General features: G+C 60.8%; 20 protein-coding genes and 1 tRNA gene. 11 read left to right on the top strand and 10 right to left on the bottom strand.

What is annotated here, in order from left to right:
* Window positions 1-99: 99 nt before the first annotated feature.
* Window positions 100-321: a hypothetical protein gene (locus ACFRFQ_RS22305; RefSeq protein WP_138868895.1), complete on the top strand. Its 222-nt coding sequence runs from the start codon at window positions 100-102 to the stop codon at window positions 319-321.
* A gap of 190 nt (window positions 322-511) precedes the next feature.
* On the opposite strand, the gene rpsA is transcribed toward ACFRFQ_RS22305, so the two are convergent.
* On the bottom strand, window positions 512-1,999 hold the full coding sequence (rpsA, locus tag ACFRFQ_RS22300) for a 30S ribosomal protein S1 (RefSeq protein WP_138868896.1): 1,488 nt from the start codon (window positions 1,997-1,999) through the stop codon (window positions 512-514).
* 307 nt (window positions 2,000-2,306) lie between these two features.
* On the opposite strand from rpsA, the gene ACFRFQ_RS22295 reads away from it, so the two are divergent.
* Window positions 2,307-3,152 carry a class I SAM-dependent methyltransferase gene (locus ACFRFQ_RS22295; protein WP_378662370.1) on the top strand — a complete coding sequence of 282 codons (846 nt, stop codon included), beginning with the start codon at window positions 2,307-2,309 and terminating at the stop codon, window positions 3,150-3,152.
* 3 nt (window positions 3,153-3,155) lie between these two features.
* Here the strand turns inward: ACFRFQ_RS22295 and ACFRFQ_RS22290 are convergent, their stop codons facing one another.
* The 4 genes from ACFRFQ_RS22290 to ACFRFQ_RS22275 form a co-directional block, all read right to left on the bottom strand.
* A complete protein-coding gene (locus ACFRFQ_RS22290) occupies window positions 3,156-3,917 on the bottom strand; it encodes an amino acid ABC transporter ATP-binding protein (protein ID WP_378662367.1) in 762 nt (253 codons plus the stop codon).
* Entirely contained in the window at window positions 3,914-4,870 is a 957-nt protein-coding gene (locus tag ACFRFQ_RS22285) for an amino acid ABC transporter permease (protein ID WP_378662365.1), read from the bottom strand. The genes ACFRFQ_RS22290 and ACFRFQ_RS22285 overlap by 4 nt, the downstream gene beginning before the upstream one ends.
* Window positions 4,870-5,742, bottom strand: a complete 873-nt coding sequence (locus ACFRFQ_RS22280; protein WP_378662498.1) for an ABC transporter substrate-binding protein — start codon at window positions 5,740-5,742, stop codon at window positions 4,870-4,872. Before ACFRFQ_RS22280 ends, ACFRFQ_RS22285 begins: the two co-directional genes overlap by 1 nt.
* A 184-nt stretch (window positions 5,743-5,926) precedes the next feature.
* Window positions 5,927-7,024, bottom strand: a complete 1,098-nt coding sequence (locus tag ACFRFQ_RS22275) for an isocitrate/isopropylmalate dehydrogenase family protein (RefSeq protein WP_378662362.1) — start codon at window positions 7,022-7,024, stop codon at window positions 5,927-5,929.
* Between the two features lie 19 nt (window positions 7,025-7,043).
* Between ACFRFQ_RS22275 and ACFRFQ_RS22270 the strand changes: the two genes are divergently transcribed.
* Window positions 7,044-7,565 carry a 2'-5' RNA ligase family protein gene (locus ACFRFQ_RS22270; RefSeq protein WP_378662359.1) on the top strand — a complete coding sequence of 174 codons (522 nt, stop codon included), beginning with the start codon at window positions 7,044-7,046 and terminating at the stop codon, window positions 7,563-7,565.
* Here the strand turns inward: ACFRFQ_RS22270 and ACFRFQ_RS22265 are convergent.
* Complete coding sequence (locus ACFRFQ_RS22265; protein WP_378662357.1) at window positions 7,510-8,439, bottom strand: DMT family transporter; 930 nt, start codon at window positions 8,437-8,439, stop codon at window positions 7,510-7,512. The two genes, ACFRFQ_RS22270 and ACFRFQ_RS22265, sit on opposite strands and share 56 nt — an antisense overlap.
* A 213-nt stretch (window positions 8,440-8,652) precedes the next feature.
* Between ACFRFQ_RS22265 and ACFRFQ_RS22260 the strand changes: the two genes are divergently transcribed.
* Window positions 8,653-9,660, top strand: coding sequence for a helix-turn-helix domain-containing protein (locus tag ACFRFQ_RS22260; RefSeq protein ID WP_378662354.1), 1,008 nt, complete (start codon window positions 8,653-8,655; stop codon window positions 9,658-9,660).
* A 152-nt stretch (window positions 9,661-9,812) separates the two neighbouring features.
* The gene (locus tag ACFRFQ_RS22255) at window positions 9,813-13,142 is read left to right on the top strand and encodes a protein kinase (protein ID WP_378662351.1); all 3,330 of its coding nucleotides are present in this window, start codon (window positions 9,813-9,815) and stop codon (window positions 13,140-13,142) included.
* 379 nt (window positions 13,143-13,521) lie between these two features.
* Here ACFRFQ_RS22255 and ACFRFQ_RS22250 read toward each other — a convergent pair whose 3' ends face one another.
* Complete coding sequence (locus ACFRFQ_RS22250; protein WP_378662348.1) at window positions 13,522-14,037, bottom strand: C40 family peptidase; 516 nt, start codon at window positions 14,035-14,037, stop codon at window positions 13,522-13,524.
* A 422-nt stretch (window positions 14,038-14,459) separates the two neighbouring features.
* Between ACFRFQ_RS22250 and trxA the strand changes: the two genes are divergently transcribed.
* Window positions 14,460-14,831, top strand: a complete 372-nt coding sequence (trxA, locus tag ACFRFQ_RS22245) for a thioredoxin (protein ID WP_378662346.1) — start codon at window positions 14,460-14,462, stop codon at window positions 14,829-14,831.
* Window positions 14,832-14,897: 66 nt separating this feature from the next.
* Here the strand turns inward: trxA and polA are convergent, their stop codons facing one another.
* Complete coding sequence (polA, locus tag ACFRFQ_RS22240; protein ID WP_378662343.1) at window positions 14,898-17,645, bottom strand: DNA polymerase I; 2,748 nt, start codon at window positions 17,643-17,645, stop codon at window positions 14,898-14,900.
* Window positions 17,646-17,925: 280 nt separating this feature from the next.
* Between polA and ACFRFQ_RS22235 the strand changes: the two genes are divergently transcribed.
* From ACFRFQ_RS22235 to ACFRFQ_RS22220, 4 genes are read left to right on the top strand one after another with little or no spacing between them, the layout of a single operon-like run.
* A complete protein-coding gene (locus tag ACFRFQ_RS22235; RefSeq protein WP_378662340.1) occupies window positions 17,926-19,236 on the top strand; it encodes a branched-chain amino acid ABC transporter permease in 1,311 nt (436 codons plus the stop codon).
* A 6-nt stretch (window positions 19,237-19,242) separates the two neighbouring features.
* Window positions 19,243-20,232 (top strand): branched-chain amino acid ABC transporter permease, encoded by a 990-nt coding sequence (locus ACFRFQ_RS22230; protein ID WP_378662337.1) that lies wholly within the window; start codon window positions 19,243-19,245, stop codon window positions 20,230-20,232.
* On the top strand, window positions 20,225-21,253 hold the full coding sequence (locus tag ACFRFQ_RS22225; protein ID WP_378662334.1) for an ABC transporter ATP-binding protein: 1,029 nt from the start codon (window positions 20,225-20,227) through the stop codon (window positions 21,251-21,253). The genes ACFRFQ_RS22230 and ACFRFQ_RS22225 overlap by 8 nt, the downstream gene beginning before the upstream one ends.
* Window positions 21,250-22,056 carry an ABC transporter ATP-binding protein gene (locus tag ACFRFQ_RS22220; RefSeq protein WP_378662331.1) on the top strand — a complete coding sequence of 269 codons (807 nt, stop codon included), beginning with the start codon at window positions 21,250-21,252 and terminating at the stop codon, window positions 22,054-22,056. The genes ACFRFQ_RS22225 and ACFRFQ_RS22220 overlap by 4 nt, the downstream gene beginning before the upstream one ends.
* Window positions 22,057-22,118: 62 nt before the next feature.
* Here the strand turns inward: ACFRFQ_RS22220 and ACFRFQ_RS22215 are convergent, their stop codons facing one another.
* Both ACFRFQ_RS22215 and ACFRFQ_RS22210 read right to left on the bottom strand, forming a co-directional pair.
* A complete protein-coding gene (locus tag ACFRFQ_RS22215; protein ID WP_138868909.1) occupies window positions 22,119-23,447 on the bottom strand; it encodes an ABC transporter substrate-binding protein in 1,329 nt (442 codons plus the stop codon).
* A 198-nt stretch (window positions 23,448-23,645) separates the two neighbouring features.
* On the bottom strand, window positions 23,646-24,263 hold the full coding sequence (locus ACFRFQ_RS22210; protein ID WP_138868910.1) for an ANTAR domain-containing response regulator: 618 nt from the start codon (window positions 24,261-24,263) through the stop codon (window positions 23,646-23,648).
* Window positions 24,264-24,370: 107 nt separating this feature from the next.
* On the opposite strand from ACFRFQ_RS22210, the gene ACFRFQ_RS22205 reads away from it, so the two are divergent.
* Window positions 24,371-24,447, top strand: a tRNA-Leu gene (locus tag ACFRFQ_RS22205).
* Window positions 24,448-24,711: the final 264 nt, after the last annotated feature.

Genomic DNA, 24,711 nt, shown 5'->3' with positions numbered 1-24,711 from the left:
AACACGCCACACCGCTCGAGACGCAAATACCACAATCGAGGCAATCTGTGTGGTTAAGTTCTAGCGAACGCCCTGTACCTTCTCGAGAAAGTGGACGCCATGCGAGCAGATCGCGACCAGCTTGGTCAGCATCGCCTCGGAATGCCGAACGGCGTGCACTGCATCGAATTTCCCGAGGTCGCCTTCGCATTGGCCGAGCATCGCCGAACGTGGTTCACCATGCTCGTGAGCCAGGGCCGTCACAGCTTCGCGTCGATGCGCAAGCGCACCGCGGACGCCACCGCGACGTACTGGGTCCCGGCTCCGGCCACCGTCGCCTGACACAGCAGACCCCCAGCTTTCACCCGACAGCCACCAGTCGTCACAGACTGGTGGCTGTCGCATTTTCCTCGCGAGGTCGAAGACCTTCGCACAATCAAAACTTGCGCCACACAACAAAAGAACCCCGCCCCTGCTTGCGCAGGAACGGGGTTCTTCACAGACCTCGCTTGATCAGATCAAGCGGTAATCCTTATGCGTTGCCCGACAGCTTCTCACGAAGTGCGGCGAGCTGTGCATCGCTTGCAAGCGATCCACCGGCGGACTCTGCCGGAGCGGAGCCAGCGGAGGCCGGAGCCTCGTCGTCGTCTGCAGAAGCCGTCTCCGAGGAGTAGCCGGCAGCAGCGGTGGCAGCTTCAGCGGCCTCGTCTGCAGCGGTCTTCTCCATCTGAACGGTGTGCATCTTGTGGCGACGCTCAGCCTCGGCGTAGCGGTTCTCCCACTCTTCGCGCTGCTTGTCGAAGCCCTCGAGCCATTCGTTGGTCTCGGGATCGAAGCCCTCGGGGAAGATGTAGTTGCCCTGCTCGTCGTACGAGTCGGCCATGCCGTACTTGGACGGATCGAACTCGGCGTTGTAATCCTCGTTGGCCTGCTTCAGCGACAGCGAGATACGACGACGCTCGAGGTCGATGTCGATGACCTTGACGAGTGCATCGTCGCCGACGCCGACAACCTGGTCCGGAACCTCGACGTGGCGCTCAGCCAGCTCCGAGATGTGAACGAGGCCTTCGATTCCCTCTTCGACTCGCACGAATGCACCGAACGGAACCAGCTTCGTGACCTTGCCGGGCACGATCTGGCCGATGGCGTGCGTGCGGGCGAACTGACGCCACGGATCTTCCTGCGTTGCCTTGAGCGACAGGGAGACGCGCTCGCGGTCCAGATCGACGTCGAGAACCTCGACGGTGACCTCGGTGCCGACCTCGACAACCTCGGAGGGATGATCGATGTGCTTCCAAGACAGCTCGGAAACGTGAACCAGACCGTCTACGCCGCCCAGGTCCACGAATGCACCGAAGTTGACGATGGAGGACACGACGCCCTTGCGGACCTGGCCCTTCTGGAGCTGGTGCAGGAATTCGCTGCGAACCTCGGACTGAGTCTGCTCGAGCCATGCACGGCGCGACAGGACCACGTTGTTGCGGTTCTTGTCGAGCTCGATGATCTTGGCTTCGATCTCCTTGCCGACGTACGGCTGGAGGTCGCGGACGCGACGCATTTCGACGAGCGAGGCAGGGAGGAAGCCACGAAGGCCGATGTCAAGGATGAGGCCGCCCTTGACGACCTCGATGACGGTGCCCTTGACGGCCTCGTCCTTCTCCTTGAGCTCCTCGATGGTGCCCCAGGCACGCTCGTACTGAGCACGCTTCTTCGACAGGATCAGTCGACCTTCTTTGTCCTCCTTGGTGAGGACGAGAGCCTCGACCGCATCTCCCACGGAGACGACCTCGTTGGGGTCGACGTCGTGCTTGATGGAGAGCTCACGAGAAGGGATGACACCTTCGGTCTTGTAACCGATGTCGAGCAGAACCTCGTCGCGGTCGACCTTGACGATGGTGCCTTCGACGATGTCGCCATCGTTGAAGTACTTGATCGTTGCGTCGATGGCGGCGAGGAAGTCCTCGGCAGAGCCAATGTCGTTAATGGCTACCTGCGGCGAGGTGACGGTTGTGGAGGGCATATGTTGAATTGCTCCGGACGAGTTGTGGTCGGTTGATGGATTTTGTCGGACGAGATGCAACATTTGAGGTACCGGAATGCAGTACCCAGTTGCACACAAACTAACAACCGGAAACCGAAACACATTCCGCACCCGAACGGTGCACCACAAGATCTCTCGTTCACGCCGATCCAAGGCCTCGGTAAAGGCCTGGTACAGATATTCGGCTGAATGACAGACACTCGCGTGGGTAAGACTACGCGTCGGCGGTGCGAGCGGGCAAACCCGGGTACCCTGTCGCCGCTGGTAGCGCTCTAGTCTGTTCGCTATGTCTGACGATCGCCATGCCGCTGCCAATTCCATCCTCGGGACCAGCGGAGTCGGCAGGGCCCGGGTCGATTCCGGTGCGAGCGACCGCGCCAGCCGCGCGTGGTGGGATGCGGACGCCGAGGATTACCACCGCACTCATGGCGAGTTTCTGGGCGTGAACAGCGCAGATGGCGAATTCGTCTGGTGCCCCGAGGGTCTGCACGAAGGCGATCACCAGCTACTCGGCGACATCGTGGACAAGGACATCCTCGAAGTGGGGTGCGGATCCGCACCGTGCGCCCGATGGCTGGCCGGCCATGGCGCCCGGGCTGTCGGGCTCGACATTTCGATGGGCATGCTCTCGCGGGGAGTCGACGCGATGACTGCCGGCGGACCACGCGTGCCGCTGATTCAGGCGAGCGCGGAATTGTTGCCGTTTGCCGACGAGAGCTTCGACATCGTCTGCTCCGCTTTCGGAGCCGTTCCGTTCGTGGCCGATTCGCAGCAGGTGATGAACGAGGTCGCCCGAGTTCTGCGGCCGGGCGGCAAGTGGGTGTTTGCTGTCAATCATCCGATCCGCTGGATCTTCCCCGACGATCCGGGGCCGAAGGGGCTGACCGCGACGCTCCCCTACTTCGACCGCACGCCCTACGTCGAGGTCGACGACAACGGGGTGCCGACCTACGTCGAGCATCACCGCACGATCGGCGATCGCGTCCGCGAGCTGGTAGCAGCCGGCCTGCAGGTTCACGACATCATCGAACCGGAGTGGCCGGAGTGGCTGGACCGTGAGTGGGGACAGTGGAGTCCCCTACGCGGCCAGCTCTTTCCGGGCACCGCGATATTCAGCGCCGTCAAACCCTGAGCGCTACAGCAGATTCGACAGGAAGGCCTTGGTGCGATCCTGTTGCGGATTGGCCAGCAGTTGCCGCGGCTCACCGGATTCGACGACAACGCCGCCGTCCATGAACACCAGCTGATCGGCAACCTCGCGGGCAAAGCCCATCTCGTGAGTGACGACGACCATCGTCATTCCGTCTTTGGCGAGTTGTTTCATGACTGCGAGAACTTCACCGACAAGTTCCGGGTCGAGTGCCGACGTCGGCTCGTCGAAGAGCATCAGTTTCGGATCCATGGCGAGTGCCCGCGCGATGGCAACGCGCTGTTGCTGTCCGCCCGACAACTGGGCGGGGTACGCATTTGCCTTGGCGCTCAAACCAACCTGATCGAGCAGATCCTTGGCCCGCTCGATCGCCTTCTTCTTGCTGACGCGCTTCACCTGGGTGGGCGCTTCGATGATGTTCTCCAGCGCAGTTCGATGCGGAAACAAGTTGAAATGCTGGAACACCATGCCGATGTCCTGGCGTTGCTTTGCCGCCGCACGTGGGTGCAGTTCGTAAAGTTTGCCGTTCTTCTCCGAGTAACCGACAAGGTCACCGTCGACATACAGACGTCCTGCATTGACCTGTTCGAGGTGATTGATGCAGCGCAAGAACGTCGACTTGCCCGATCCGGACGGACCGACCAGGCAGAGCACCTGCCCGCGATCGATTTCGAGTGACACACCTTTGAGAACCTGGAGTGCGCCGAAGTTCTTGCACACTTGCTCGGCCTTGACCATCGGTGTCATTTTCGTTCTCCTCCGGGAATGTCCGGGAGTGTCTCCACTACCGTCGCGTTGCCTTGCGCATCGGCAAGCGCCTGAAGCTGGCGTGCGGTCAGTGCTCGCGTTGCACCCTTCGAGTAGTACCGCTCGACGTAGAACTGACCGATCATCAGCAGGCTCGTGATCGCGAGGTACCAGGTTGCTGCAACCATGAGCAGTGGGATCGGCTCGAAGTTCGCGCCGGAAATGTCTCTGGCGCGACCGTACAGTTCGGTGCTCAGCGGCACGGCTGACACGAGCGACGTCGTCTTGAGCAAGCTGATCAACTCGTTGCCGGTAGGCGGAATGATCACTCTCATCGCCTGTGGCAGAACTGTCCGGCGCATCGTCTGGCTCCAGGTCATTCCCAGTGCCACGGACGCTTCGGTCTGTCCTTCGTTGACCGAGGCGATACCTGCACGAACGATTTCAGCCATGTAGGCCGCCTCGTTCAAAGCGAGTCCGATCACGGCGAAGAGAAATGCCGCCTGCAAATCTTGCATGTCGAAGTGCACGAACTGATGTACGAACGGAATCCCGAGATCGATGCTCTTGTAAATGGAGGGAAACAGCCCCCAGAATACAAGCTGGACGTAGACGGGGGTTCCACGGAAAACCCACAAGTACATCCAGGCAGCGGACTTCAAGACCGGGTTCGGAGAAAGCCGCATGACGGCGAGGACAACCCCCAGAATGATTGCAGCCGCCATCGACAAAACCGTCAATTGAATGGTGACCCAGGCGGCCTTCGAAATACGCGAGTCGAACAGGTACTGACGATAGGTCGGCCACCCGAACTGTTCGTTGGTCGCAGCCCCGTAGAGAAACAGTCCGAACAGGAACACTACGACGATCGCAGCGATCCAACGACCTGGCCTACGCAGAGGGATCGCCTTGATCGGCGCCGGTTCTCCACTCTCGGTTGTTGTCATGTTCATCAGCTCTCCGCGCCGTTGATCTTGGATTCTTCGATGACGCCGGCCTCGACGCTCCACGTCTGAGCGATCTGTTGATAGACACCGTTGTCGATCAGGTACTGCATGGCCTGCTGCAGCGCGGGACCGAGCTCCGAGCCCTTGACGATCGGCCAACCGTACGGTGCCGAATCGAAAGGCTCACCCGCCGCTTCCATCCGGCCCTTGCTGCGCTTGATCGCATAACCGGTGACCGGCGAGTCTGCCGACAGTGCGTCAACCCGGCCGAGGATGAGCGCATTCGCCGCGTCGTCCTGGCTGTCGTACTTGATCTTCTCGATGGGCGGCTTTCCCGCGGCAACACAGGCCTCGCTCTTTGCAGGCACTTCGTCGATATCCTCGGTGGTCGTCGTTTGCACAGCGACCCGCAGCCCACACGCATTGTTCGGATCAACAGGATTGTCCGGACGTTGAGCCCATTGAATGCCTGCGCTGTAGTAGGTCACGAAGTCGACCGTCTTCTCGCGCTCCTTGGAATCGGTGAACGACGACATCCCCATGTCGTAACTCCCCGATTGGATTGCGGGAATGATTTTGTCGAAGTCCGCTTGATTGAAGACCGGCTCGACTCCGAGCACTGCCGCAACAGCTTTCATCAAATCGACGTCGAATCCGACGATGTTGCCGTTCGCGTCCTTGAATTCGTTGGGCGCGTAGGGAATGTTCACCCCGATCTGGAGCTTCCCTGATTCAGCGACCTTCGGTGGCAACAGAGCCGCAATCTCAGGCACCTTCTGCACCGTCAGCGGGGGCCCTTCTGGTACTAGACCTTCGTCGTTGACCACACACCCCCCGCAGAGCGCGACAATCACTCCGAACAACAGGAGCCGAACCAGATGTAAGCGCACACCCCCGCGACGACACACTCTCAGCGCGTTTTCACCGACCACGACTCTGCTCTCCACTCGTCGATCGCCGCATCGAGCAACGCTCATTCGAAATTCAGTAGAACGGTAGGGTACGGCAGGAGTTCCTCCGGCAACGATTCCGAACTCCTTCCCCACCCGTGCGATACAAGAATCAGCGACGAAGTGTATGTGCGTACACCACTTCGGCGAATTCGCTGGTCGATGCGAGGCCGCCGAGGTCTGCGGTCGCGATTCCCGAGGAAATAGTGGCGTTCACCGCATTTCTGATTCGACTGGCCGCGGCCGATAGCACTGGTTCCCGACGGACGTCTGCGAGCCAGTCCAGCATCATCGCGCTCGAGAGAAACAAAGCCGTCGGGTTGGCGCGGTTCTTGCCCGCAATGTCCGGCGCGGCTCCGTGCGCCGCTTGAGCCATGATCTGGGTTTCGGACACGTTGATCGACGGCGCTGTCCCGAGTGAACCGGCCAATTCTCCCGCCAGATCCGACAAGATGTCACCGAACATGTTCTCGGTGACCACGACGTCGAAATCTCCGCCCCGCCGAACCAGAAGTGCGGCCATGGCATCGACGTGTTGATCGTCGACAACCACGTGCGGGAAATCGGCGGCCACCGTGCGGCAAGCGTCGCGAAAAAGTCCGGTGGTGAGAGTGAGAACGTTCGCCTTGTGCACGATGGTGACGTGATTGCGTCGACGCGTCGCCAACGAGAATGCCGTCCGGGCAATTCGCTCGCATGCGGCACGGGTGAATACACCCACCGCAAGTGCGAGGTCCGGCGTCGGCATGAATTCACCGCTACCGACAGCCATGTTGCGGTCTGCGTACAGTCCTTCGGTGTTCTCGCGAACGATCACCAGGTCCAGGTCCGGAACAGTCGCCTTCACCCCGTTGAGAACAGCGGCAGGACGGACGTTCGCAAAGAGTTCGAACTTCTTTCGGATTACTCCGCCGGGTGTCAGCTGTCCACGAAATTCACTCGGGTACGACGCGCTGTCATGTGGCCCGAGGATCCATCCTGGTAATTGCTCGAGTGCAGCGAGGGTCTCGTCGGGAATCGGTGTCCCGTGACTCTCGATGGCTTCGAAGCCCAGCGGTAGTTCCACCCACTCCACTGGTTGGGCGTGGACTGCGGCCATCGCGCCGTCCACGATCTGCCGAGTGGCCGGGACGATGTCCTGACCGATTCCGTCTCCGCGCATGAGTCCCAACTGCAGGCCCGACAATCCGATTGCACTACTACCTGTCATCGGGCAATCATTACCCATCATGGTGCAGTCGGTGGAGTTGTTACTCGGCGAGTCGAGTGAGTCCGCGATACGCAGTCAATGGTCCACGCTCGCTGACGCTGGTCTCCCGAGTCAGGGAAAAATGGTGCGCGCGAGTAATCGTCCGCATATCACGCTGTTTGTCGCGCACACGATTCCACCTGAGGTCGACGAAATCCTGACCAGACGCTTCTCACTACCACCGTTCGAAATCCGATTGGGCGGCTACATCGTGTTCGGCGGCAGACAGTTCGTATTGGCGCGTTCCGTCATCCCGTCGAGAGCTCTCTTACGACTTCACCGTGATGTTTTCGACGCTGCAGCTGGGTCGAGTGGCATTCCCGGGCACATCGAGCCGGGCACCTGGACACCGCACGTGACGTTGGCCCGGCGGATCGAGCCGGATCAACTGGGTGGTGCGATCTCCCTGCTGAGCAAGGACGTGATCGCGGGCGACTGTGGTCCGATCAGACGGTGGGACGGCGATGAGAAAGTGGAGTGGTCACTGACTCCACCCGAGTAGGCGATCGGGTTGCGCGCTTGGTGACCAGGATTCCCGCGATCACGATCAATGCTCCGAGCGGTTGATTCCAGCCGATGGTCTCCCCCAGCACTAGCGCACCGAGCGCTACTCCCACGACTGGACTGAGGTAGGTGACCGTCGAGGCAGCTGTCGGACCCCACCCCTGCACGACATTGGTGTTCCAGATAAATGCCAATCCTGTTCCGAATGCGCCGAGAGCGATCATCGACCCGATGATTGCGGGTGTCAGGTGCATCGGTGTGTTCGCGATGACCGGCGACGCGATCACCATGAACAATGCCCCGATGCCGATCTGCAGCAACGCGATGGTGCGGGTATCGACACCGAGCGGAAGGACGAAGCGGCGGAGGTAGACAAACGAGACGCCGTACGACGCGGTGGCGCCGAGGCAGGCGATCTGTGCGCTGACACTTCCACCTACTCCGATGTTCCACGGGGACAACACAATCAGAACACCGAGGAATCCGAGTATGAGACCACCGGCTTTGTATCGAGTCAAGGTTTCCCCGGGCAGAAAGGCGAGCGACGCAGCCATGGTCATGAGCGGCGTCGTGGCGTTGTAGATGCTGGCGAGCCCCGAGGACATGCTCTGTTCCGCCCAGCTGAACAACAGCCACGGAGCCACACATTGCATCGCGGCCAGAAACGACATGTGCTTCCAGATGCGATGGTCCCGTGGCAATCCGATCCGATTCAGCGCTGATATGAGCGCTAACGCCAGTGCGCCGAAAACCAAGCGCCACAAGACAACTTGAGTGAACGACAATCCTTCGAGACCAACCTTCATAAAGAGGAAACTTGCTCCCCACACCAGCGACGCGGCGACGTACTGGAAGAGCAGGCTCGCCTTCACAAGGTGAATTCACCGTGGGGGCTCACGTCCCGGCGGGTGTCGGGCGTGCGGTCGGCCAGTGCGAGGACATTAAGGACGACCAGAACGATCAGACTGACGATGATGATTGCCATGAACAAAGCTTGACTCAGCAGACCATGCGGCAATAGTGGCAGAAATGCCATACTTGAACGATTTTCTGCCATGTAGTCAATTTTCTGTCAGACTCGGAAGATGCTCGAAAAGGTGGTGGTCCCGCTCATGCCGATGACCGAGGCTTTCGAACTCGGCGTGGCCTGCGAAGTGTTCGGATTCGATCGCTCGGACGAAAATTTGCCGACCTACGATTTCTCGTTGATCGCAGCCGTTCCAGATCCCATCCGAACCCGGTTCGGATACGGAATCGATGTTCCGTACAACCTGGACGCTCTCGACGACGCGGACCTGATTATTGTCTCGGCCGGCGGAACCTACGCCGCAGACGACGAGTACATGTGTGCCCCGCGCCCCGATTCGAGCGCCGACCCACTTCTGCGAAAACTCCAGGAAGCGGTGGGGCGCGGCGCGAAAGTTGCGAGCCTGTGTACCGGCGCCTTCATATTGGGAGCCGCAGGCTTGCTCGACGGAAAGCGGTGCACCACCCATTGGCGCCACGCCCGACGATTGGCCGACGCCTATCCGGACGCCAAGGTCGACCCTGACGTCTTGTATGTCGACGAGGATCCTGTTTTCACGAGCGCCGGAACGGCCGCGGGAATCGACCTGTGTCTGCACATCGTCCGGAAGGAGCAGGGTAGCCGCGTCGCGAACGGGATAGCCAGACGCATGGTGGTTCCGCCACACCGTGATGGCGGGCAAGCCCAGTACGTCGCCAGTCCTCTTGCCACAGTTCCTGATACAACCTTGAGCCCGTTACTCGATTGGATGACGGCACACCTGGCCGAGAACCTCACGGTGGCGCGGGTGGCTGCGCGCGCCAACATGTCGCCTCGAACCTTCGCTCGCCGTTTCCAATCAGAAACAGGTGCAACCCCGGCTCGCTGGCTCAGCGATCAGCGCGTTCTCGCCGCGCAGCAACTACTCGAAAACAGCGATCTGCCCGTGGACGTCATCGCCGAGCGCGTGGGTTTCGGCGGCGGTGCGGTCCTTCGCCAACATTTTCTCCGGTTACGGTGCACAACACCGCAGGCTTACCGGCGGACATTTCGGGCTGTCGCTCCGCCGGAGTCTCCACCGGCGTGATTTTCCCCACAATCCTCGAGCAGCGCTACCCTGTAGATACACGCCGAGAAGTGACGTGTGCATAGTCAAGCGATCGTCCTGCGGTCCGCTCGAAGCTTTCTCGGTGGCGTGCACACACCGAAAGCAGCGATTGCACCGGATCGAAGTAACTGATGGTCGAGAATCATCCGCCGCGAACATTGCACGGCGAGATAACACAGCGTGACGGTTCACCCCGGACTGCCCTGGTCACCGAAGAACTTACAGTGGCCGGATTCGAGAATGCCCGAGAAATAGGCCGTGGTGGCTTCGGAGTCGTATTCCGTTGCCGACAGCCGGCACTGGACCGCATCGTGGCTGTCAAGGTTTTGACCGGCGAATTCGACAGTGAGAATCTCGCCCGATTCCTTCGTGAGCAGCGCGCCATGGGTCGACTGACCGGCCACCCGAACATAGTCAATGTTCTGTCGGTGGGCGCGACCAGCAGCGGTCGACCGTACATCGTGATGCCGTACCACCTCCAAGGTTCGCTGGCAGCCTGGATCCACACGCAAGGTCGGTTCGAATACGACGCGGCCTGCCGGCTGGGAATCAAAGTAGCGGGCGCGTTGGAAACCGCACATCGCGCGGGGATCCTGCATCGAGACGTGAAGCCCGCGAATGTTCTTCTGACCGACTACGGCGAACCCGAACTTGCCGATTTCGGCATTGCCCACGTGAACGGCTATCACAACGACCGGCCCCACGTCCACGTGGTTGACGCCTTCAAGACTGCGAGGGGTATCGTCACCGGTTCTCCTGCATTCACTGCCCCGGAGATCCTGCGCGGAGATCAGTCGAATGCTGCTGCTGACATCTACAGCCTCGGCGCGACACTACTCTCAGCCGTCACCGGCAAGCCTGTTCCGGACACAGCCGAAACCGATCTCCCCCGTGACGTGCGCGCCGTCCTCGAACACGCGATGTCCGCATATCCCGGTGACAGACCGTCATCCGCCGCCGAATTCGGCGAGGAACTTCAAGAGACTCAACGCCGCCTCGGATGGTCCGTAGACGACATGGCGTTGAATCACGGACTGAGCGCTCCGAAATCGAACGGCTCAAAGCCGCGCCACACCTTTACGCCACCACGTGGAGTCACCTCTGAGTCCGAAAACGGCTCGAGACCCGCTCGAGACGAGACAGGCAACATACCGCTGGATCTGACCAGTTTCGTCGGGCGTCGCCGTGAGTTGGCCGAAACGAAAAAGGTGCTGACCGCAAACAGGCTCGTGACGCTCGCCGGGGTCGGAGGGGTCGGCAAGACCAGACTTGCCCTGCAAGTTGCTCGAAATTGCCGGCAGTCGTTTCCCGATGGGGTCTGGCTGGTCGAACTGGGCGAGCTTCGAGACGAGCCACTCGTGGCCGAAGTAATAACCGCGTCACTCGGATTGCGGAATCTGTCCGCACGACCGGTGCAGGAGACTTTGGTCGAGCACTTGCGTCCACATCGAACGTTGTTAGTGCTCGACAACTGTGAGCAGATGCTCGACGCCATCGCTGCACTCACCCAAGCGTTGTTACAAACCTGCCCGGAGTTGCGGATTCTGGCCACCAGTCGCGAACCCCTGGGCATCGGCGGGGAGACCGTACTTCGACTCTCACCACTGACCGTTCCGGATCCGGATCAATCACCCTCACTACAAGGATTGTCGGGCTACGACGCCGTGACCTTGTTCATCGAACGCGCGTGCGCCGTGGTTCCCACCTTCGGGATCACTGAGGACAACAGGGCATCGGTGACTCAGATCTGCCATCAACTCGACGGGCTTCCGCTACCCATCGAATTGGCGGCCGCCCGATTGCGTTCGATGTCCACCGCTCAGATTCTCGAACACCTCACCGACCGGTACCGACTCCTGACCGGCGGTAACCGCACGGCTCCGACGCGCCAGCAAACCCTGCAGTTGTGCGTGGACTGGAGCTATGAATTGTGCACACCACTCGAGCAGAAGCTGTGGGCTCGGCTGTCCGTGTTCAAGGGTGGCTTCGAGTTGGACGCCGTCGAGGGAATCTGCGCCGACGAGTCGACACCCGCAGACCTGCTGGATGTGTTGGTCTCACTCATTGACAAGTCGATCCTCATCCGCGAGGAGCCGACGGCGGTGGTTCGGTACCGATTCCTCGAAACCCTGCGAGAGTACGGCGCAGAAAAACTGGTCGAATCCGGCGAGACCCCGGAATTGGGCCGTCGACATCGAGAGTGGTTCGAGCAGTTGGCATTACGAGCTGCGGGCGAGTGGATCGGCCCCGCGCAACTGGACTGGATCGCCAGGTTGGGACGTGAGCAGCCAAATCTGCACGAGGCCATGGAGTTGTGCATCGCGGAATCAGGTTCGGACAATGACGCCGGCACAGCCGGCACCGAGGATGGGCTTCGGATTGCGGGCGCGATCTTTCCGTTCTGGTTCTCCCGAGGTCTGTTCAGTGAGGCCCGACACTGGTTCGACCGCATTCTCGCGTGCAGGTCAGATCATCCGACAGTTGCCCGGCTGGAAGTGCTCTACGCCGCCAGTCGGCTTGCCGGCATACAGGGCGACGCAGCACCGGCGGCCGATCTCGTCGAAGAAGCACGCAAGTGCGCTGACACTCTGGGAAGTCCGGACGCTGATGCGCTCGCGTCGTACGCCTATGGGGTTGTTGCTCTGTTCAGCGGCAATCCGGATCGTGCGGTCCGCGACATCACTCGGGCATTCGAAGTGTTCCGCCCCGAGGACAACCTGCTTCGATACGTGTGGGCGTTGAACCATCTCGGCCTGGCCTACCACCAGGTTGGCGACACCAATCGCGCCATTGCGTGCTACGACGAGTCGCTGTCGATCACCGAGCCTCTGGGAGAAACCGTCTACCGGGGACGTTCGTGCTGGAATCTCGGACTCGCGCTGTGGGCGGATGGAAACCATGCGCGGGCGGAGGCGCTACTGAGAAAGGGCCTGAAGCTCGCTCGGCTCGTGGATGACCCGTTCGGTTCGGCGTGGTGCATGGAAGTTCTGGCGTGGATCGCGGCTGACGCGAAGCGATACCAGCGCGCCGCAGCACTGATGGGTGCCGTGCAGACGCTGTTGGACGAGATCGACACTCCGGCGATCCGGGTTCTCGGCATGACTGCCAATCATGAGGAGTGCGCGCGGGTATCCAAGCTCCAACTCGGCGCTCGAAAGTTCGAGACCGAGTTCAAGAAGGGTGCGAGGCTGAAGGTCTCGGAGGCTACGGCGTTGGCGCTCGACGAGAATCCACCGATTACCGTCCCGTCGGACAATGACGGTCCGAGTCTGACCAAGCGCGAGTCGGAAGTCGCCGACCTCGTCGCTCAAGGGCTGACGAACAAGGCGATCGCCGCGAAACTCGTGATTTCGATACGCACCGCCCAAGGTCACGTCGAACATATCCTGACGAAGCTCGGGTTCTCCTCGCGTGCCCAGATCGCAGGATGGGTTGTCGAACGGGCTCGTAGCGTCACGTGAGGCTGAAGTGGGGAAACCGTTCTCCCGGCTCCTTGCACCGAAACGCTACTCGCGACATCCTGTCGGGCATTGTGTGCTGAACAGGATCTATCAGCGTGTACAGCCACGGACCTTCGTCCAACTCGACAATCGCAATGATCGGAATCCGCGCAAATCCTGACGCGCACTTCTCTTCACGTACATATCGCCACGAGACGATGGTGCCCGTGCCACAGCACGGCACTGTGTGGAGAAACCGGCAGCCACATTCGGGGCAGGACGATGTCAGTGGTGCTGACAGCCTCCCGCACCCATCGCAGTGCAGAATTGTCAGGCATCGAATATCTGTAGTTCGACTGTCCATCACTCTCTGCACCTCGCGATGTCTGGGGTCGTTCGATCAGTACCGGCGTGCGGCGTGGAAAGGCATCGAGTCGACCGGCGCGTACTTGACCGACTCTCCGGATGTCGGCGCGTGTACTACCGTGCCGTTGCCGGCGTAGATGCCAACGTGGTCGCCGCCGTAGTAGAGCACCAGGTCACCCGGCTGCAGGTCTGCCCGAGATACGGGGATTCCGCCGGCTTCCTGCGCATAAGTCGTGCGCGGGATCGATACACCGGCCTGCGCGTATGCCCACTGAACCAGTCCGGAGCAGTCGAACGAGCTAGGCCCGGTCGCGCCCCACACGTACGGTGCCCCGATCTTCGACTCCGCTGCGCTCACCGCCTGCGATCCGGCTGACGAGTAGAACGCAACCTGCTGAATGTGAGATGACTGAGAAGGAGTTGCGAGCGGCTGAGCACTCGCGCCGGTGACAGTGGCGGCAAAAGCCCCGGAGGTGAGCGCACCGATAACGATGGCGCTACGAAGAATGCGGGTCAGAACGGTGGTTCGAGCGGTAGTGCGTACAGCCATGAGCTTGTGGATTTCCCTTCAGGATGTCCCGCTGCCCGGTCGGACTGCGGCGATGACCACAACTCTGTCGGCGGTTCGCGCTTCTGGCTTCCGCTGAATTGCCCATGGCATACCTGTTTCGGTTCTGCGCCCGGAACCACGTATTTGATGTGCCGCGCGTCACCCACTGCCGAGAAGTGGGCTCCCACCTTCAGACCTTCGAGTTTGTTCCAGCGTAGGAAAATATGCATTTATGCTGGTAGATGCATTGACAAGAGTTTCGAGGTAGGTACGTGTAGGTACCTGTCCAGGTACTTCGGCCCCATCCATGCAGCCTCGTGTGCAGTTCGGTCGACCCCGCAGGGAAGAATTGTCGATTCCTCGGCGTTGCACACACCAACAGCTGCTGCTTCACAGCGCACCGAACTATGGAAAGGACCCTCGTGGCCACCCAGACACTCACCCAGGCGAACTTCGACGAAACCATCAACGGCAGCGATGTCGTGCTCGTGGACTTCTGGGCTTCGTGGTGCGGCCCGTGCCGCCAGTTCGCTCCCACCTTCGAGGCTTCCGCGGACAAGCATGCCGACGTCGTCCATGCCAAGGTCGACACCGAGGCCGAGCAGGGTATCGCCGCAGCGGCGAACATCCGCTCCATCCCCACGATCATGGCTTTCCGTGAGGGCGTCCTCGTGTTCAACCAGGCCGGCGCTCTGCCCGCCCCCGCACTCGAAGATCTGATCACTCAGGTCAAGGCACTCGACATGGACGAGGTGCGCAAGCAGATCGCAGAACAGTCGACTTCCGCCGAGTAACTGCCGTAACAAGAATGGCGCAGGGCAATCGAATTCGATTGCCCTGCGCCATTTTTCATTGCAAGGTCAGTGTGCGGCGCTGTCCCAACTGCGGCCGGTGCCGACCGAGACATCGAGCGGAACAGACAGTTCGATAGCGGTGGACATCTTGTCCTTGACCAACGCTGTGACCTGCTCGAGTTCGGAAGCCACGACCTCGAGTACCAACTCGTCGTGAACCTGCAACAGCATCCGCGATTCGAGTCCCGCATCGGCAAGCGCCTTCTGGACATTGATCATCGCGACCTTGATGATGTCGGCTGCCGTGCCCTGGATGGGCGCATTGAGCGCGGCGCGCTCGGCAACCTCGCGGCGCTGACGGTTGTCGCTGTTGAGATCGGGCAGGTAGCGACGACGGCCGTAGAGCGTCGAAGTGTAGCCGTCCTTGCGCGCTTGCTCGACCACTGCGTGGAGGTAGTCACGTACGCCACCGAATCGCGCGAAGTAGGCATCCATCTGCTGCTTTGCCTCTTCGGTCGAAATCTTGAGCTGTGACGCCAAGCCGTAGGCACTGAGTCCGTAGGCGAGTCCGTACGACATCGCCTTGACCCGACGACGCAATTCCGGGGTGACCTCCTCGATCGGCACGCCGAATGCGCGCGAACCGACAAAGCTGTGTAGGTCCTCACCGGTGTTGAATGCCTCGATGAGCCCTTCGTCGCCCGACACGTGCGCCATGATTCGCATTTCGATCTGACTGTAGTCGGCGGTCAGCAGAACGTCGAAGCCGTTGCCGACTACAAAACCGTCGCGGATCTCGCGTCCAGCCTGGTTGCGCACGGGAATGTTCTGCAAGTTCGGATCCGTGGATGAGAGGCGTCCGGTGGCAGCGACGGTCTGGTTGAACGTGGTGTGAATCCGTCCGTCCTCGGCGACCGACTTGAGCAAGCCGTCCACGGTGACCTTCATGCGTGTTGCATCGCGGTGCGCAAGGAGGTGCTCGAGGAACGGATGCCCGGTCTTGTCGAAGAGGCCCTGCAATGCCTCGGCGTCCGTTGTGTAACCCGTCTTGGTCTTCTTGGTCTTGGGCATGTCGAGGTCCTCGAAGAGCACAACCTGCAACTGCTTCGGGGAACCGAGATTGATCTGCTTGTCGATCACGGCGTACGCCGAGTTGGCGGCGTCGGAAACCTCGGAGGCGAACCGACTCTGCAGATCGTGCAGGTGCGCGGTGTCGACTGCAATCCCCGTTGCCTCGATCTGTGCGAGTTCGATCGTCAACGGCAGCTCCATGTCGGAGAGCAGTGACGTCGACTCGATCGATTCGAGTTCGTTGTCGAGCGCCTGCGCAAGGTCGAGCACAGCCTGTGCGCTGAGCATTGCGGTCTCTGCCGCCTCGGCGTCGAGCTGATCTGTGTCGTCGAGCAGTGAAAGCTGTTCCTGCCCTGACGATTCGGCGCGCAGTTCACGCTTGAGGTAGCGGAGCGAGAGGTCGTCGAGGTTGAAGGACCGTTGACCGGGACGCACCAAATATGCCGCGAGTGCTGTGTCGCTGGTCAATCCGCCCAAGGTCCACCCGCGGCCACGTAGGGCATGGATTGCCCACTTGGCCTCGTGCACAGCCTTGGGCCCGGACACATCGGCCAGCCAATCACCGAGTGCTGCTTCGTCTTCCGCAGTAGCCGACGTGGTGGAAATATAGGCGCACTCACCGTCGGACGCCGCGATGGCAAGTGCGCTCACGTCGCCGGCGAACGTGCTGCGGGTTCCGAGGACGGTGACGCCGTGACGGGATCCGGTGCGTGCGTGAGCGTCCAGCCACTCCGCCACTGCACCCGGCGCAAGTGCGTCGCCACTGACCTCGAAGCCCTCTTCTGCTTCGGGTTCGGAGGACGACAATGTCGCGAACAGACGATCGCGGAGAACCTTGAACTCGAGGTCGTCGAACAACGCGTGGATCTTCTCGCGATCCCACGGAGCCAGAACCAGCTGCTCGGGTGTGTACGGGAGCGGCACGTCCCGAATCATCTCGGTGAGCTGACGGTTGAGCAACACATTGGCGAGGTTTTCCCGCAACGAGTCGCCCACCTTGCCCCGGACCTTGTCGACGTTGTCGACCAAACCCTGCAGGTCTCCGTATTCACGAATCCACTTGGTAGCGGTCTTCTCCCCCACTCCCGGGATGCCGGGAAGGTTGTCACTCGGGTCGCCGCGCAGCGCCGCGAAATCCGGGTACTGGGCCGGCGACAGGCTGTATTTTTCCTCGACTGCGTCGGGTGTGAACCGGGTGAGTTCCGACACTCCCTTCTTCGGGTACAGCACCGTCACGTTCTCCGTGACCAGTTGCAGTGAGTCGCGGTCGCCCGTGACAACGAGTACGCGGTACCCGAGCGCTTCGGCTTGCGTTGTCAACGTGGCGATGACGTCGTCGGCTTCGAAGCCGTCCTCGGCCATGACCGGAATCCCCATCGCGCCGAGAACGTCCTTGGTGATGTCGATCTGCCCCTTGAACTCGTCCGGAGCCTTGGCGCGTTGCGCCTTGTATTCCGGAAACAGCTCCGCGCGGAACGTCTGACGGGAAACGTCGAACGCAGCGGCCAAGTGAGTGGGCTGTTCGTCACGGAGCAGATTGATCAGCATCGACGTGAAGCCGTACACCGCATTGGTGGTTTGACCACTCTGTGTCTTGAAGTTCTCCGCCGGCAACGCGTAGAAGGCACGAAATGCCAGAGAATGCCCGTCGAGAAGCATCAGAAGGGGACGATCGTCTGCCTTGCCGGACGTGCCGGTTGCGGCGGTGGACGTGCTGGACCGAGTCGTGGTTGCGGGGCTCACGGTTCATCAGTCTAGGGATTCGGACCGACACACATGCCGCCCACGGTCCTTTACGCAGTAACACGCCCGAAATCCGCTCGATCGCCACTCTGCGTAGCTTCGATACGGAACCGAAACATGCCGGAAATCGCAGAACCCCGTCTGGAGCGAATTGAGCCGTTAGAGTCCGGAAATCGCAGCAACGGGCTGACACCTCGCTGGCTGCGCGGCAACCTTGTCCCGACCCGCTCGGAGGACGTACGTGGCCCCACCCGTAGTGAAACGGCATACCCTCGCCACATTGAGCCGAATCCTGGCCTTTGCCCTGCTCGTCATAGTTGCTGTACTCACTGTCGCGGGAACTGCGTCGGCGCAGGAACCGACCACCACCCCCGAATCTCCGACCATCTCGACCGCACCGGCAGTACCGGACAATGCCGTTCCCGTCAGCGGCAACCTCAACAACGGAGGAACACGGCTTGAAGGCGTGACCGTTCGCGCCCTGGACTCGTCCGGCGCCGAAGTCGCTACCGGTGAATCCGCCCAGAACGGCCGTTGGGAATTGGCGGTCGCTCCGGGTGTCTACACATTCGAAATTGTTGCCGACACCCTTCCGGACGGGGTGAGCGTGCAGGCCACCGTTGAACGCGCAGTGATCGCCGGCCGCGCGAACACCGTGATCTTCTCGTTCGGCGAAGTGCGCACCGCATCCAATGTGAGTTTCGGCGAGAAACTCGTCAGAACAACCGTCGACGGTCTCCGCTTCGGACTCGTGATCGCCATCGCCGGTGTCGGATTGAGCCTGATCTACGGAACCACCGGGCTGACCAACTTCGCACACGGTGAGATGGTGACTCTAGGCGCCGTCGCCGCGTGGGCATTCAACACCTCGGTCGGGATCCCCTTGATTCCGGCGACGCTGCTCGCGATCGTCGTCGGCATCGGCATCGGTGTGCTGACCAACGGGGTCGTCTGGAAACCGTTGCGCAAACGCAAGACCGGATTGATCGCACAGTTGGTCGTCTCGATCGGCCTTGCCATCGCCCTGCGCTACCTGATTCTGATCTTCTTCTCCGACCGCGCCGAACCCTTCGACGACTACCAAGGTCAGGTCGAGAAGAACTGGGGACCGATCGCACTGACCGACGCCAATGCCGCTGTCATGGTCGTCAGTTTGATCGTGTTGGTCGGCGTGGCTCTGCTTCTGCAGAAGACGCGCATCGGCAAGGCAATGCGCGCCGTTTCCGACAACCGCGACCTCGCCGCCTCGTCCGGTATCAACGTCGAACGCGTGATCATGTTCGTCTGGGGACTCGGCGGCGGATTGGCTGCCCTCGGCGGCGTCTTGTTCGGTATCTCCGAACTCGGCGGCCGCGTCCAGTGGGAGATGGGATTCAAACTCCTGCTCCTGATGTTCGCCGGTATCACCCTCGGGGGGCTCGGCACCGCCTACGGTGCGCTTCTCGGATGCGTCATAGTCGGCCTGCTGGTTCAGCTTTCGACGCTGATCATCAATCCCGACCTCAAATACATCGGCGGGCTTCTCGTCTTGATCGTGATCCTCGTGGTTCGCCCGCAGGGCATCCTCGGATCCAGACAACGGATCGGGTGAGTGAATATGGACATCATAGGAGCACTCCAGGTCTCCTTCGCCCAGTTCATCGGGCCGTCGGCGATCTTCTACGCGTTGTTGGCCATCGGCCTCAACTTGCACTTCGGTTACGCCGGCCTACTGAACTTCGGCCAGATCGGTTTTGCCTTGCTCGGTGGGTACGGCGTCGGCATCATGACGGTGACATACGACCAGCCGCTGTGGCTGGGAATCATCGTCGGGCTGACCGCCGCGGGCCTTCTCGCATTGGTCCTCGGGATACCGACTCTTCGCCTTCGCGCGGACTACCTCGCCATTGTCACCATTGCCGCCGCGGAGATCTTGCGACTGATCTTCCGGTCGACGGCATCGGACTCCGTCACCGGATCGACCAACGGACTCTTCAGCTTTGCCGATCCCTTCACCTCGTTGAGCCCGTTCGACTCCGCAAAGCAGTACTCGTTCCTCGGCGTGAAGTTCTACGGCGACGACCTGTGGTCGATGGTCGTGGGGTGGACCCTCGTGCTGATCCTGTGCGGAATTGTGTATCTGCTCAGCCACAGTCCGTGGGGTCGTGTCCTCAAGGCAGTCCGCGAAGACGAAGACGCGGCACGGTCGTTGGGAAAGAACGTCTTCGTGTACAAGATGCAGGCTTTGGTGATCGGCGGCGTGATCGGCGGTATGGCCGGGGTCTTCAACGCCCTGCAGACCAAATCCATCAACCCCGACTTCTACTCGACGGCTCAGACCTTCTTCGCGTTCGGAGCGTTGATTCTGGGCGGTGCCGCAACCGTATTCGGCCCGGTCGTCGGGGCGATGCTGTTCTGGTTCCTCCTCGCCATCCCCGACGCGTTGCTACGTCAGGCGATCTCGGGTGAGAACCCGCTCCTGTCTCTGACGGAGCAGCAGGTCGGCGCCACCCGATACGTGCTTCTGGGTTTGATGATTGCTCTCCTGATGGTGTTCCGGCCGCAGGGAATACTGGGTAACAAGCGGGAGGTGCAACTCAATGCTTGACGCCGAAACACGAGCACAGATCTTTGCCGACGTTCCCCACGTTCCGGGATCGGCCAAACCTGACCCGGTGTTGGTGGCCGACAAGGTGTCGCGGACGTTCGGCGGCCTCAAAGCCGTTGACGTCGACCATCTCGAAATCCAACGCGGATGTATCACCGGGCTGATCGGGCCGAACGGCGCCGGTAAAACCACCCTGTTCAACCTTCTCACCGGCTTCGATCGTCCGGACACGGGAACCTGGTCGATGGACGGCCAGTCATTGGGACGCATGTATCCCCATCAGGTGGCGCGCAAAGGCGTGGTCCGCACGTTCCAGCTGACCAAGGCACTGTCGAAACTGACGGTGCTCGACAATGTTCGACTCGGAGCTACCGGACAACGCGGGGAACGAATCTTCACGTCGCTGCTGCCCTGGACCTGGAAGGCGCAGGAACGCGAGATCACCGAGCGCGCCCACGAACTACTGGGGCGATTCAAGCTCGACACCAAAGCCGACGACCTTGCCGGTTCACTGTCCGGCGGCCAACGCAAACTCCTCGAAATGGCACGGGCACTCATGACGGAACCATCCGTCGTGATGCTCGACGAGCCCATGGCAGGCGTCAATCCAGCCTTGACACAGAGCTTGCTCGGCCACATCAAATCGCTGCGCGACGAGGGTATGACAGTCGTCTTCGTCGAACACGACATGGACGTGATCCGAGACATCAGCGACTGGGTGGTCGTCATGGCTCGAGGCAGCGTCATCGCGGAGTCGACGCCGGACGAACTCTCGTCGAACACCGCCGTCGTCGACGCCTATCTGGGTAGCCATCACGATCAAGCTCTCGAGTTCGACGACGACGGTAATCCGGTGGGCGACACCGCGGTTCTCGCGGCCGCTCTGGCCGAAGCCGAAGTCGAGACGCTCGAAGCGGGCGGTGACCTGTCGGAGCCGGATCTGGATAACCTACCGGCCGAGGTGGTCGAGGTTCTCGAATCCAGTCCGGAGGAATCGCGGGGAAGGCACGAGAAGCCATGAGCGACAACGAGGCACGATCTCTCACTCCCGCAGAATTCGCCGCAACTGCCGCGGAACACACTCGACTGTCGGCGGGCGCACTGCTTCGCGCCGACGGCGTCGTGGCCGGCTACATTCCCGGCGTCAACATCCTGCGTGAATGCAACTTCTACTTGAAGGAAGGTGAAATCGTCGGCATCATCGGGCCGAACGGCGCAGGCAAGTCGACGCTGCTCAAATCGCTGTTCGGACTTATCCCCGTCCGCGAAGGTTCGGTCACACTCCGGGAGGACGACATCACGTCCGCTCCCGCTCACGTACTCGTCCAGAAGGGAGTGGGATACGTTCCCCAAACTCAGAACGTCTTCCAAACCTTGACCATCGAAGAGAATCTGGAAATGGGAATCTATCTGCGCCCCAAGGCCTTCGCCGAACGATTCGCTTTTGTGAGTGACTTGTTCCCGCTACTGAGCGAACGCCGAAAGGTCAAGGCAGGCGCACTCTCCGGCGGCGAACGTCAGATGGTCGCGATGGGCCGGGCTCTGATGATGGATCCCTCGGTCCTTCTCCTCGACGAGCCGTCCGCCGGGCTGTCACCGATGTTCCAGGACGAGGTGTTCATTCGCTGCAAGAAGATCAATGCAGCCGGTGTATCGGTGATCATGGTCGAGCAGAATGCGCGACGATGCCTCCAGATCTGTGATCGCGGGTATGTGCTGGATCAGGGCAAGAACGCGTATACCGACACCGGAGCCAATCTCATGAACGACCCCAAGGTCATCGAGTTGTACCTCGGAACGCTGGCCGGCAGCAAAGAGAAGTAACCACGGCACAAAGGTGGGCCAGGGTCTTCGCGACCCTGGCCCACCTTTCGGGTGCTGAACTGCTACTTACCGACGACCACAAATCCTTCGGTGGTCAGCGTGTTCGTAGGCCCGAACACCAACTTGCCGTACGAACCGATGGACGGCTCGCCCGAGTCGTTGAAGTCGAGCTCACCGGTGATGCCGTCGTAATCGATGTCGGTTCCCGCCTTCACCAGCGGCAGGCATTCCGCGTACGACGTGCACTTGGTGCCGCCCTCGGTGACGCTGTTGATGTTGGCGGCGATATCGACGCCTGCCGTCGACTTTGCCTGCTCGGCCGCGAGCGCCGAAATCACCACGGCGTCGTACGACTCACCCGCATAGTTGAAGTCGATCAATGCGCTGTTGACAGCCTTCAATCGATCCTGGAACGCGGCTCCCACATCGGTCAACGGCGTAGTGCCCTGCATAGTGTCGAGCAGCGGCGTCGCAACGGCTTCACCGAGTGCGTTACCCATGTTGCCGTCGACGCCGTACAGCGCCATGCCGTCGGACGGTCCGATACCCACCTCGTGCATACGGGTGATGATCTTCGCCGATTCCTCGAAGCCCACCAACGCCACTGCGTCCGGATTGAAGTTCTTGATCTGATCGACCTCGGAGTTGAAAGACTGTGCGTTGGGGTCGTAGATGATCTTCTCGACCTGATCCGACGGAATACCCGAGTCGATCAAATTCTTCTGGATGTTGTCGGCGAGACCCGTGCCGTAGGGGTCGTTCATAGCCAGGATGGCTACGCGCTGTCCACCGTCGTCTGAAATCAGCTGTGCGACAGCTTGAGCCTGCAGTACGTCCGTGGGAGCGGTGCGGAAGTACATGCCCTTGTCGGGGTAGCAGACAAACTGATCGGAGGTATTGGCCGGCGAGAACATGACGACGCCCGCACTTGCGATCTTGTCGATCACCTTCAGTGACACGGACGACGACGCCGCGCCGACAATCACCTGGGTGCCTGCCGCCAATTCGCGGTCGACCGTGGTGTTGGCCGTATCCGTCGTCGTATCGCCGGAATCGCCGGGGATCAACTGGACGGGTGCTCCGAGCACACCGCCCGCCGCGTTGACGTCGTTGACACCGAGCTGCGTACCCGCAACCATCGGCGGACCCAGGAACGACAGACTTCCCGTGTCGGGCAACAAGGTTCCGATGCGCAGAGGTTCGGTGGATGGAGTAGCGCCCGCCGTGGCCTGCTGCGGCGTGCAATCCGTCGAGACGGTTGTTGCCGCTGCGGAACCGGACGTGGTGGTGCCCGATGACGAACTGTCGGAGTCGTCCGAGCTACAGCCTGCCAATGCTAATGCTGCAACGCCGAGAACTGCGGCAGTGCGCACAAGTGTTCGTCTAGCCATCCCACGCTCCTTAGATCAGCCGGTGCTCGCGTCAACGAAACGACGCTCGCTGTGGGAAAAGACGCTAGACCCCGAAACCGTATCGCGATCCGACAAGAAAGGCCTGTGACCTGACTGTTACCTGATGGCCTCGACAATTTACACAACCGTGCCGAATGCGCGGTTTGACGTGCACAACGGAACGGGGTCGCGCCCGGCTCAGGCGTTCGGTTCACCGCCCAGGGTTTCGATCACGACCAACGCGACGGCCTTCATCGTGGAGCGGCGATCCATGGCGGCACGCTGGATCCATTTGAACGCCTCCGGTTCGGTGAGCGCCTGACGCACCATCAACACACTTTTTGCCCGCTCGATCAGCTTGCGCGCCTCCAAGCGGTCGGAGAGATCCGCCACTTCGCGTTCCAGCGCAGTGACCTCACGGAATCTGCTGACGGCCAATTCAACAGCCGGGACAAGATCGGAAATCGAGAAAGGTTTGACCAAATACGCCATGGCGCCCGCATCTCGCGCTCGCTCCACCAATTCACGTTGACTGAATGCTGTGAGAATGACCACAGGAGCAATTCGTTTGGCCGCGATCTCCGATGCTGCGTCGATACCGTCGCGCCTGGGCATTTTCACGTCCATGATCACTAGATCGGGCTTGAGTTCCTCCGCAAGTTCGACTGCAACCTGACCGTCGCCGGCCTCGCCGACAACGTCGTAACCCTCTTCGCGGAGCATCTCGACCAGATCCATACGGATCAGCGCTTCGTCCTCGGCAACAACCACACGACGCGATTTGCTCTGATTGCCTTGCAGCTCTAGCGAATTCATGGCCACCACCCTCCTCGATCGAACCGCCCCGACACGAGACGCGAACATTTAGAGGGTACCGGTGTTTGACATTCGAAACGCATCTTCTAATGTAGTCATCGCAACAAGCCCTCGTATCCCAATTGGCAGAGGAAACGGATTCAAAACCCGTCCAGTGTGAGTTCGAGTCTCACCGAGGGCACCACGCATGTGGATGTTGCGGACAGTCGGAAATCACCGGCCGTACGCGTCATTCGCAGAAACAGATATTCACAATCCCAGTACGGGTGAGCCACAGAGTCGATAAGTTTTTCTCATGCGGCACCGATATTTTGCTGCGTCGTTCGGAGCACTTCTTACGGCCGCCATTCTGACCGGATGCCAAAGCCAGTCCGAATCTCCACAACCGGATTCCGACTCCATATCGCGTCCGTCGCACTCAGCAGCCGAAGGCTCAGTTGCACAGACC

Source organism: Rhodococcus sp. NPDC056743 (assembly GCF_042790355.1).
GTDB lineage: Bacteria > Actinomycetota > Actinomycetes > Mycobacteriales > Mycobacteriaceae > Rhodococcus_F.
This window is presented reverse-complemented; position numbering and strand designations above follow the sequence as displayed.